This is a genomic window from Bartonella sp. DB5-6 (assembly GCF_000278115.1).
GTDB classification, from domain to species: Bacteria; Pseudomonadota; Alphaproteobacteria; order Rhizobiales; family Rhizobiaceae; genus Bartonella; species Bartonella refiksaydamii.
The window spans coordinates 6,214-16,186 of the sequence record NZ_JH725122.1 but is presented as its reverse complement, the minus strand read 5'-3'; the positions used below and the strand labels follow the sequence as shown (position 1 = coordinate 16,186).

The 9,973-nt window shown below is 37.9% G+C and carries 16 protein-coding genes and 2 pseudogenes; 9 read left to right on the top strand and 9 right to left on the bottom strand.

Going from position 1 to position 9,973, the window contains the following annotated elements; genetic code table 11:
* The 7 genes from MCO_RS08115 to MCO_RS08085 form a co-directional block, all read right to left on the bottom strand.
* On the bottom strand, positions 1 to 617 hold a 617-nt coding region (locus MCO_RS08115; RefSeq protein WP_007553790.1), incomplete at its 3' end, for a lambda exonuclease family protein.
* A gap of 1 nt (position 618) precedes the next feature.
* A complete protein-coding gene (locus tag MCO_RS08110) occupies positions 619 to 1,377 on the bottom strand; it encodes an ERF family protein (protein ID WP_007553788.1) in 759 nt (252 codons plus the stop codon).
* Between the two features lie 120 nt (positions 1,378 to 1,497).
* A complete protein-coding gene (locus tag MCO_RS08105; protein ID WP_007553786.1) occupies positions 1,498 to 2,007 on the bottom strand; it encodes a hypothetical protein in 510 nt (169 codons plus the stop codon).
* A gap of 15 nt (positions 2,008 to 2,022) precedes the next feature.
* Positions 2,023 to 2,751: a Rha family transcriptional regulator gene (locus MCO_RS08100; protein WP_007553784.1), complete on the bottom strand. Its 729-nt coding sequence runs from the start codon at positions 2,749 to 2,751 to the stop codon at positions 2,023 to 2,025.
* Positions 2,744 to 3,178, bottom strand: a complete 435-nt coding sequence (locus MCO_RS08095) for an antA/AntB antirepressor family protein (protein WP_007553782.1) — start codon at positions 3,176 to 3,178, stop codon at positions 2,744 to 2,746. The genes MCO_RS08100 and MCO_RS08095 overlap by 8 nt, the downstream gene beginning before the upstream one ends.
* Positions 3,179 to 3,234: 56 nt before the next feature.
* Positions 3,235 to 3,609, bottom strand: coding sequence for a hypothetical protein (locus MCO_RS08090; protein ID WP_007552478.1), 375 nt, complete (start codon positions 3,607 to 3,609; stop codon positions 3,235 to 3,237).
* A gap of 209 nt (positions 3,610 to 3,818) precedes the next feature.
* Positions 3,819 to 4,118 (bottom strand): helix-turn-helix domain-containing protein, encoded by a 300-nt coding sequence (locus MCO_RS08085; RefSeq protein WP_007553778.1) that lies wholly within the window; start codon positions 4,116 to 4,118, stop codon positions 3,819 to 3,821.
* Between the two features lie 92 nt (positions 4,119 to 4,210).
* Here MCO_RS08085 and MCO_RS08080 point away from each other — a divergent pair, with 92 nt between their 5' ends.
* The 9 genes and pseudogenes from MCO_RS08080 (at position 4,211) to MCO_RS08040 (ending at position 9,094) form a co-directional block, all read left to right on the top strand.
* On the top strand, positions 4,211 to 4,555 hold the full coding sequence (locus MCO_RS08080; RefSeq protein WP_007553776.1) for a helix-turn-helix transcriptional regulator: 345 nt from the start codon (positions 4,211 to 4,213) through the stop codon (positions 4,553 to 4,555).
* 72 nt (positions 4,556 to 4,627) lie between these two features.
* Positions 4,628 to 5,020: a hypothetical protein gene (locus MCO_RS08075; protein WP_007553754.1), complete on the top strand. Its 393-nt coding sequence runs from the start codon at positions 4,628 to 4,630 to the stop codon at positions 5,018 to 5,020.
* Between the two features lie 152 nt (positions 5,021 to 5,172).
* The gene (locus tag MCO_RS08070) at positions 5,173 to 5,505 is read left to right on the top strand and encodes a dATP/dGTP diphosphohydrolase domain-containing protein (RefSeq protein WP_007553753.1); all 333 of its coding nucleotides are present in this window, start codon (positions 5,173 to 5,175) and stop codon (positions 5,503 to 5,505) included.
* A 93-nt stretch (positions 5,506 to 5,598) separates the two neighbouring features.
* Positions 5,599 to 6,396, top strand: a pseudogene (locus MCO_RS08065) (hypothetical protein); the annotation flags it as partial.
* A complete protein-coding gene (locus MCO_RS08060) occupies positions 6,389 to 6,829 on the top strand; it encodes a hypothetical protein (protein WP_007553751.1) in 441 nt (146 codons plus the stop codon). The pseudogene MCO_RS08065 and the gene MCO_RS08060, both read left to right, overlap by 8 nt.
* Before the next feature lie 42 nt (positions 6,830 to 6,871).
* On the top strand, positions 6,872 to 7,309 hold the full coding sequence (locus tag MCO_RS08055; protein WP_007553750.1) for a hypothetical protein: 438 nt from the start codon (positions 6,872 to 6,874) through the stop codon (positions 7,307 to 7,309).
* Between the two features lie 178 nt (positions 7,310 to 7,487).
* Positions 7,488 to 7,803: pseudogene (locus MCO_RS08050) on the top strand (hypothetical protein).
* Positions 7,804 to 8,075: 272 nt separating this feature from the next.
* Positions 8,076 to 8,819 carry a phage antirepressor Ant gene (locus tag MCO_RS08045; protein WP_007553748.1) on the top strand — a complete coding sequence of 248 codons (744 nt, stop codon included), beginning with the start codon at positions 8,076 to 8,078 and terminating at the stop codon, positions 8,817 to 8,819.
* Positions 8,816 to 9,094, top strand: a complete 279-nt coding sequence (locus MCO_RS08040) for a hypothetical protein (RefSeq protein ID WP_007553746.1) — start codon at positions 8,816 to 8,818, stop codon at positions 9,092 to 9,094. Before MCO_RS08045 ends, MCO_RS08040 begins: the two co-directional genes overlap by 4 nt.
* Before the next feature lie 74 nt (positions 9,095 to 9,168).
* Here MCO_RS08040 and MCO_RS08035 read toward each other — a convergent pair whose 3' ends face one another.
* The gene (locus MCO_RS08035; protein WP_007553744.1) at positions 9,169 to 9,474 is read right to left on the bottom strand and encodes a BrnA antitoxin family protein; all 306 of its coding nucleotides are present in this window, start codon (positions 9,472 to 9,474) and stop codon (positions 9,169 to 9,171) included.
* A complete protein-coding gene (locus tag MCO_RS08030) occupies positions 9,452 to 9,751 on the bottom strand; it encodes a BrnT family toxin (RefSeq protein WP_007553742.1) in 300 nt (99 codons plus the stop codon). Before MCO_RS08030 ends, MCO_RS08035 begins: the two co-directional genes overlap by 23 nt.
* Between the last annotated feature and the right edge of the window lie 222 nt (positions 9,752 to 9,973).

The window sequence follows — 9,973 nt, the reverse complement described above, 5'->3', positions numbered from 1 at the left end:
GCTTTTGTCAAGATTTGCTTCATGTCTTGATCTATTTCTGCTAAAAAGGCTTCAACAGCTTTATTGATCTCTTCAATTTGTTCCTCGTCACGGTGAACGCGTTTGATTTTCATTCTCAAACCAGTAGATCTGCCTACAAAGTTTGGATTATAGCTAATAAAATGACACCATTTGCGTCCTGTACACGCCATTTGGAATTGCATTTGTGCGTAATATTCAGGCTTGATTTCGCCATCCATAAAAAAGCGAAGATGGGTCGTTGATCGTGGGCATTTGACTTCAACTAAACCGTCCTCTCCAATGAACCCATCAGGACTAGCCCCCGCCATTTCTATTTTGGGGTGTTGGATAAACCCGCATTTTGTAACATTGGTGTCATAAATGAATTCATATTCTTTCAGTGCATTCTCTTCATATACAACACCCCATTGCATAGCCGCTGTTGTATAAGATTGGCTTATTTCTCCTGTTAAGCGCTCTGTCATGAGTTTCATTTTGTAATCTTCATATTTGCTTGTGGGCAATCCTTTGGCTGTCTTACTGAGTACGTTGTAAACGTTTGAAGCAGTGACTTTACCCAAGCGCGCTTGAAACCACTCTGCTGTTCTTTGTTCCATCTCACACCGCCGTTTGTTGTTGTGTTGGTGCCATTTGCTTGTTTTGTTTATCTTTCAAAAGATGCAAAACGGTTTGTGCGCTCTGATCAGAGATATCATCAAGCTTTTCAACGTTTGCATAAGAAAGTATCTTTGCTTCTTCTGTTTGCGTTTGTACTATAAGTCTTCTGATTTCATTGATCTGGCGCGGCAAAGCAGGTTTAGTCGGCATATTTCCATCTGTATCGTCTTCTTTGCTTGCTACATTAAGAAGCATGCCTAACAGGTATCTTCGTGCGTAGGTAAGTGTAGAACCAACGGATTGTATGCTATTTTTAGAGCCTGTACCGTCAATGGGAAATGTTCCTTGTGTTGAGATTTGCTTGCCTGAAGGATGAGACAGTGTCATTTCTATGGTAATGTTTTTTTCTGTTTGATGCTTAATATGAGAAAACAAAGCAAAGTTGTGTTTTGCAAGTGTGTCCTTTACAGCGTCAATATACTGATCAAGCGTAGCGTATTTGCTGTTTGTATGGTTATTCTTAACAGTTTTTTCAATCTTTTGATATTCCGTTTGCATAGCGGAAAGATCAGAGACAAAGTTTTGATAGTTTTGTCGTTCTATTTCTTTTTCTCTTAAAGCAAGAAGACGCTCTAAGCGGTCCATGTCGACGTCATTTTCTAAGGCTCTGTTTAAAATGCGTTCCATAGCAGTTGGCTTGACTTCACAATCATTCGTTTTTTCCACTAATTCCGTTTGCATGGTACTTAGTTCACTCATCTTGATTTCCTCCATTTGCGCGCAACTCACCCGTGGCGTGAATCACGCTTGTGTTTAAAAGTTGTTTGTGTGGTTAGAAACGGCTTATAGAGATACTATAAGATTAGTCGTTCGTATTTTTCATCTGGTCTTTTCTCCAGTTGAGATGACCTTATCTCCGCCAATCCATTCATCCGAACATACATCTGCATTACCGTAAATTTTTACATTACCGTAAATGTGCGCATCATCGGAAACTTGTGCATTACCGTAAACTTGTGCTTCTGCGTAAATTTGTGCATTATCAAAAATTTTAGGTTCACCGCAAATATATGCATCACCGTAAACTTCTGCATGACCGTAAATACGTGGTTCATTGAAAACTTCTGCATGTCCATAAATACGAGAATTACCGTAAACTTCTGCATGACCGTAAACTTGTGCATGTTCGTAAACCTTAGCATCATCATAAACACAAGCATAACCGCCAATCCAGCAATTACCATGATGCGATAGGTTGTCTTCTTTTTCGATATAGCCTCCTAAATCACCTTTTTTTACTTTTCCAAAATCTCTTAATGCGCGAATGCGGTGGAGAGTTTTGCCATAAACCTCTGTTGTTTCATCAGTAAGTTCGTATTTCTTTTCCATTATTGCATTCCTTAATTAATGCATGCTTTGTCTTTTAAGCTCTTGAGACAGCAGCCCCATGCCTTTTGTTGTGATTTTTGCGCAAGGAATGACTTTTTCTATGCCACTTGCGGTTTGAAGTGTGATGGTTGGGCAGTCCATAAGTTTCTTTTGGATTTTGTCTTGATAAGGAAGCAAATTTCCACCTGCTGCTCGTCTGTAAACCCAACCTTTTTGCTGTAAGAAGAGAATGAACTGTTTTGGTTGCATCTCTAGTATTTTAGCAGCTTCTGTAAGACCGAAGAGTCCGTCATGACGCTGTAAGCTTTCAAGAGCCATTGCCTTTGGTTTTAAATTTGCAATAATGTTATCTTTTTGTTCATTTTCATTTTTGAGATATGTTAAAACACCAAGCATAACTTGAGGGCTTGAGTAGTCGATTTGTGGTATTACTGCTTGCTTTTCCAATTCTTGCCAGCGGTCAATTATTTTTGCTCGTAATGTCATGTTGTAACCAGATACGAGAATTAAACATTCACGCTTGGGGAGATGATAGCAGTTTTGAGATTTGCCTTGTTTATCTAAATAGGTGCCCCCAAATTTGGGGAGACCTCCTTCAGTGTATAATTCTTCAAGTATTTTTTTAATATCACGCATGACATGGTCATGTCTTTTACCGCATAACTCTGCAATTTCACGACTAGACATCGTTTGAACTGTTGTGTTTTGAAAATCGCTTTCAGATGTTGTGATAAAATTATGCATGCTTCACTCCGTTCGTTGTGACAACATTGTCATTGTGCTTAATTTGCTGTCTTAGATGTCTTAAGAAATCTTCTAATGTTTCAGGATTTGAATAATCGATTTTTGAATTTTCCTTTTTTTCGCATTTCAGAAAATATTCACGCACTTGTTTACCTTTGAGACTAGGTTCACAAATGGCAATGTGTTTTGCTGTGTCTAAAGTGAGAGCATAATCTTTAAAAGGATTTCCACGTGAGGAGTTTGATAATTTTTTAGTAGAAAGTACAAAGTCTACATCTTCTCTAAAGCTAAGTTCTTTAATACAGTTTGTTATCCACTTTCTAAACTCGGTTTTTACCTCTAAAAAGGCATGTAAATCACGAGCACTAATAGTTTGAACCTTTTGATGCTGAATAATATTGTATTGAGTAGCAAGAAGCTTTTCCATTACAGACCTCATATTGGTGGGATTGAGAGGGGCGCTTTCTCAAACGCCCTTAGAGTTTAAAGCACATCACATGGACGCAAGCGGTGTTGCTGTTCATAAGAACCATACATTGCGTCATCATATTCGCGCTGTTTTATATCGTCTAAAAAAAAACCGTATGCTGCGCTATGTTCAATAAATTCGTGAGGTATTTTTCCATTAAAACACTGTTCTTCACGTTCTCTAAGATAAAGTTCTGCGATATCTTCAGAGATATCTTCGCAACTTTTCTCAGAAGGATTCACACGAAAGATTTGTACGGTATCATCTGCTTCATCAACAATCTCTAAAACTTGGTTTTCATCAAGTGGACCTGACTCTCCAATGTGTTGATTATCACCGTAGACAACTAATAAAATTTCATTGGAATTAATAAGAATTGGCTTATCCATAATTTCTCCTCCCTAACGCCTCTTGGCAATTGTTTGTTTGCGGTTTATGAGATATCTATACCATTATGGTAATATTGAGTCAATGCCAAAATGGTTATTTTTTTATTTTATATTTGGAAGGGGCGAAATAATGGATAAAAATCTATTGATTAATGAGAAAATATTAGCGTTTTGGAAAAAATTAACAAAGGATGAAAAAAAGAAATTTATTATTTCTTTTCTTGATAAAATGAAGCAAGAAGATCAAGAAGTTTAACTTTGTTATCATAGCTTAGATGTTCGAGCATATCTTCTATTTGTGCATCTAAGTTATTTGTCTCTTGTTCTGAAAACATCAATTGCTTAGGGGTAACGGATAAGTGAGGCGCTAAACGTATAGCCCATTCTTTTGTTAATTTTCGATGTCCATTTTCTAAGCGAAAAATCTGTGGTTGACTCGTGCCTGCTAATTCAGCTAACTTTTTAGAGCTTAAGCCCATTTTTTCTCTGAAAAATTTCAAGTTATTCATGATTCTTATCCTATAAAAAAAAATTTATCTTTCAAATACCAATACGGTAAAATTCTCTTGCATTAAAAATACCAGTATGGTATGATTTGGGAATGTTTAAGCTAAAATCATATTTATTGAAGAATAATATTACTTACGCTGAGTTTGCAGCCTCTATAGGTGTTACACAGACATCAATAGCGCGTTACATAAATAAGAAGAGATTTTCTCAGCCTAGGATAATAAAGCAAATAGCAAAGATTACGGATAATTATGTAAGTCCTAGTGATTGGTATCAAGAAAATTTTACTACTGCAATACAAGAAAAAGCAACGCTCTCAACGCCTTCTTTTGTCAAGGGTTCCACTGTTTGCATAAAGCCATGTGAACAAAATGAAATGACGAAGCTTCAATATGAAGAAAAGAATGAACATCAACAGCAGCATTCACACTCTTAAAGAAGAAAGATCATGAGAAACGGAATATTGAAGAAGATCTACACACGGACCTGCAGATTAATAGGTTGCAATATGAAAATCGAGAATGGAGATAGATTGGTGGAAGAATGGAGAAAAGTACCATATCGTGACTGTAGCGTAGAAGATCTTGTGAAACGACACGAAACTCACACAACAATTCTTAAAAAACGAGAAGAATGGCATAAGTCAAAATTTGATAGTTGGGTGAGATGGCATAAAGCAACTCTTGCAGAGCGAGATAAGTCAATTGAACAACAGCAAGTAGTACTTGAAAACCTATCCTCTTTAATTAAGCAAAAAAATAAGACACTGTATGAACAAAGATTAAAGTTGGCTTCACAAATGGAGCTAATTGATAAATTAAATAATAAAATCATTTGCTTAATTAACAAAAAAGAAGAACCAAGATTGATCGATTTTATTTTTGCAGGAGAAGTTTTTTAACTTGCGTCATTTGAGCCAAAAATGAGGATTGTTAATTAACAATGAATCATTGCGAGGTTCCTTTTTCACAAACATTTTTGCAAGACAGGCAATCACAACACGCTCGGTCATAGCGCACATATAAACGCACAATAGCCTTAAGGGGGATAATCATGGTTTTTAAAGCACATAAGAATGATATTGGGAAACCGCGTGTTGATCTTATTCCAGCACTCACGTTGCTTGATATTGGTCGTGTTTTGGAGTTTGGAGCAAACAAATACGGTGCGAGCAACTGGCGTCATGGCATGAATTGGAGCCGTTTGTATGGAGCTGCTTTACGTCATTTATTAGCATGGTTCAGTGGAGAAGATAAGGACCTTGAAAGCGGATTACCACACTTAGCGCATGCAGCTTACTGTCTTCTTTTCTTAATGGAATGCGAAACACAACAGATTGGTTGTGATAACCGTCCAAAAGAAAGGCGGAAGTATCATGACCGCTAACACACACTATTCTCTGTCTTGATCTAGGCACCAAGACTGACTGGGCGATATGTTCCAAAGGACATGTGCCTAAAGACGACAACGAAGCAGAAAGATTTTGCTGATAAAAAAGAGCACATATCGCAAGTTCGTAGTGAGGCTGGTAAAAAAGGTGCACAAGCAAAAAATAATACAAAACAACATGTTAATAATTTTGCTGAAGCAAATGACAAGCAAAACGTTTTTTTTGCTGAAGCAAACGCTAAGCAAAATCAAGCTATAAAGAACCAGAATAAGAATATATATAAAAAAACTAAAACTAACGTTTTAGCAAAAAAAGAAATTGGTTCTGAAAATTTAGAAACAATCGATTTGGTTCAAGAGCCAACGGAGGTCCATGATCTCGAGAGCCAATCAGAGCAAATCACAACCTCATCAGACAACCAACCTCCCATTCACGAGCAAGAGAACATTTCCAAAAAGCAAAACCGAGCGCAAGCTAATCGCGGTTGTCGATTGCCTGATGATTTCGAACCCGATTACGCTTTTGCCATTGCAGAGGGGTTGCCTCCAGAGCGTGTGAAAGTCGAAATCGCAAAGTTTCGAGATTTTTGGAAAGCTAGAGCAGGTAAGGATGCACGCAAAATCGATTGGCAAGCAACATGGAGAAACTGGGTGCGAAAAGCTATCGAGAATTTAGAGAAAGGAAAAAACTATGGAAAAGCAAGCATTGAACAAACAGGACAACAGCGCGGTCGTGCCTATAGAATTACACAGCACATGTCCGATTTCAAAAATGCAGACAGTCCATACAAATTTCTCTTTGAGGATGATGCAAGAAGCACCGTTCCACTGGCTACCGAGCAAAAAGCCATTACCTGCAGAAGCGAAGAGAATTATCTCGTTGGGTAATGAAGCTTTGCAAAAGCTTGAGGAAAAAGCTTCTGAGGAAGAAATCAAAGCTATGTTTCTCATGCTTTCTGGTGGGCTTAAAAGCCAGCCTAGAAAAGACGAAAAAGCTACAGCCGTTGCTTATCTCTTTTCTCTCAATGGGTTAAGCCGTTGGGCAATCAAAACCGCAACAAGGGATGTGATGAAAGGAAAAGCAGCAGGTTTGTCTACAACATTCATGCCCGCTTCTGCTGATCTTATGCTTTATTGTGAGAAGCTTGAAAACGATATTCGAACTACTGTTAAAGGGATATTCACCTCACTCGATAGACCAGAAATTAAGCCGAAAGGCGAACCTGTCTCTGCTGAAAAATGGGCTAAGCTGATGCAAATGCTTAAAAAACCAAAGATTAGTTTAAGTGCTTTGGGGAATCAATCTGATGAAGCAGCTTGAGTAAATTTTAAAACACTTTTGATTTAAAAAAATGAGAGAAAAATGACACAATACTTTGACGAAACATTAGAACTTAAAGTCTTTTTGACCAAGATTTCGGAGCGCATCAAACAAGGTCATGCACAAATCACGAGGGAAGAGGAAAAGAAAGCACTCAAAGCTTGTCAAAAGCTAAAAGAAACGATTGCTGTGAAATCTTCTCTCAATAATATTTCTAAGGCTTTTAGCCTACTTGAAGGCGGCTTAATCATGAGACAAATGGCGAATGTAGATGCTTGTGCTCGCGCTTATGCCGTAGCGCTTCAAGGTATTTCACGATGGGCACTATGCAAAGCTGTCGAACAGATTGTACGTGGTGAAGCCAAAGGTATGTCAACAACGTTCGTGCCAACATCTGCTGATCTTGCAGCGTATTGTCGCGGTTTGGAAGAAGATCTTTGTTCAGATGTTGATTTTGTACTCACAGCTCTTAACACATAGCAAACTAGTGAAAAGTGCTGATCGTTTTGAGAATAGACATGCATTTAAATCGACAAAAAAGGCCCTGTAGAGAGCGATTTTAAGATTTTACGATAGAAAACGTATTGAAATTAAAAACGCTTCTGTACGGTCTATTTTGAGGTAAATAGACACATTGGTAAAATTATGGACTAAAAGCATGAGGATTTTAAAACATTTGTTCTTAAAAAAACCGTAAACAGCCAATGCAAAAAAAGTTTATCGCAACAGCTGTTGGCTATGTACCATGGGGGGACGGAGCGGCAGAGTATTTTTACAACCTGTACGAATATCCTGATGGCACAAGAGAGTGTGAAAAGTTTGATGGCGGACAGTATTACGATACACCAAAAGGAGCAGATTTCAGTACCAAAGCGCAAGTGAAAGCTTGGGTTTATGGAGGTAATGTTCCAAAAAGCGTTCTCAATTACGAACCTCTTATAGATGAGATCAAAAAGCTATCGGAAACCGCTTGACAATATGTCAACAATGTGTCTATTATCCAATTAGGTGCCTGAAAAACGCCTTAAATACACAGCGGGTGGATTGCCGACACAATCTTTTTCCGCACATTAAAGACTTTGACTCATTATATGCTGCGTGCGTATAATAGCCTTGTCGGGTGTAGTTATGCTATAAAATACCTTCACAGGGAAAGCATAACGACGGACTGTGTACCGTGTTTTTCAGCACCCGGCACTCTTTTTGAGTGTCAATGAAAAACGTCTAATTACACAGGAGCCAAATCATGGCACAGTATTTAATCGACATATATCAAACTACGATTAATGGTGATATCGTTCAAACTGTTAACGCACGCGAGTTACATGGGTTTTTAGAAATAGGAAAAGATTTCTCTACTTGGATTACTGACCGTATCAACAAATATAATTTATTAGAAAATCAAGACTTTGTCTGCTCCCCGATTTTGGGGAGCAAAGGCAGGGGTGGTCACAATCGTAAAGACTATCACCTCACGCTAAGCGTAGCCAAAGAACTCTCTATGCTTGAGAATAATAAAAAAGGTAGAGAAGCTCGTTTATACTTTATCAAATGTGAACGGCTTTTAAAACAAGTAGCAACACCACAAATAGACTACTCCAAACCAGAAGCATTGCTGGGAGTCTTGAATCATCTACAAAGCCAAATCGAGCAGAAAGATCATGTAATTGCCGAGTTAACACCCAAAGCAAAAACACTTGAGGGCTTAAAGCGTTCTGATGGGTTGTTTGGTCTTATTGAAGCAGCAAAAATGCTTGAAGTACGACCAAAGGATTTAACAGATTACTTGCGTAAACATGATTGGGTGTATCGACGGGCTCCAAGTGGTCCGTTGTTACCTTATCAGGATAAAATCAAGAAAGGATTCATGGATTGCCCTGCTATTACCATTCAAAGACCGGATGGAACAGAAAAGGTGCTGCCTTCAACAAAAATTACATCTAGAGGATTGGCTTGTTTGAGAGAACAAATCTTTGGGGGTGTACAATGAATAGCAGTATCGATTTTTTATATGATTTGTGGATGGCTTTGTTTCAGTTTGTCAATTGTGAAGACATTGAAGACAAAGACTGCAGTGCACTGATTGAGATCATGGGTATGGTAGAAAAAGCTTTGATTTTAAAACTTCAAGAGGAATCGCCAAATGTGACAAAGATTCTGGCTGTTCGTACAGGTTTTGGAACTTCCAAACTACCGCATAGCATGGATTCTTTGTTGCGAGCTTATGAACCAAGTTTGGAGCACCCCATTAAAAAGGTTGCTTAGCTTTAGAAACATGATTCATCTCTTCGTCTTCACAGACGGGGAGATAGTTAAGCTATATTTTAAGCGGAAAAAAATTAACGCATTGAACGAAGCATAGCATCACGTAAAATGGCGTTAATCCGCGTTTGATACCCTTTCCCTTGACTCTTAAGCCACGCTAGAACGTCTGAATCCACACGCACTGTTGTGACAGTTTTGGTTGGTTTATAGAATGGATTGCGAACGGCGTTTTTCCAGAATGCATCATCTAGTGTTGGAATATCACTATGATCAATTGCACTGTCTGGCATTGCAGCCAGTTTATCAACTTCAACTCTCTGTTTATCTGTCAAAGGTGATAAGTTACCTACATCAATTTCATAACGAACTTTCTTCTTCATAACGTTTCCTTTCTTTCGAGTTAGCTCGCCGCGCTGAAATAATACGGATTACTTCTATACCATCTTTATCATCATGGACAGTATGCGCTACGAGCAGCAGTAAAAAGCCATCCACAAGCCCCAAAGTTTGCCAACGATATTCCCCGTTTTCAATACGGTCTTGTTTAACCATGGCGAACGGTTCTGCGAAAACACGAGCAGCAATTTCAAAACTTACACGGTGCTTTCTAAGATTACTTTTTGATTTAGTTTCATCCCATTCAAATCTTATTTTCATATCTTATGTTAATACATTTATGTATGTATATCAAGAGTTTTAAATGAACACTGAACTATTTATGTTTTTTTGCATATTAAATATAATTTTATATGTTAAAAAACAATAATATCCTTTTGAAATAATTGAATAAATATGCAAATTATGCTAAGATTTTGCATGTATAAAGTGCAAATCTAATGGGGCTACAAATATGCTAAATAAAGTGATGTTAATCGGGCG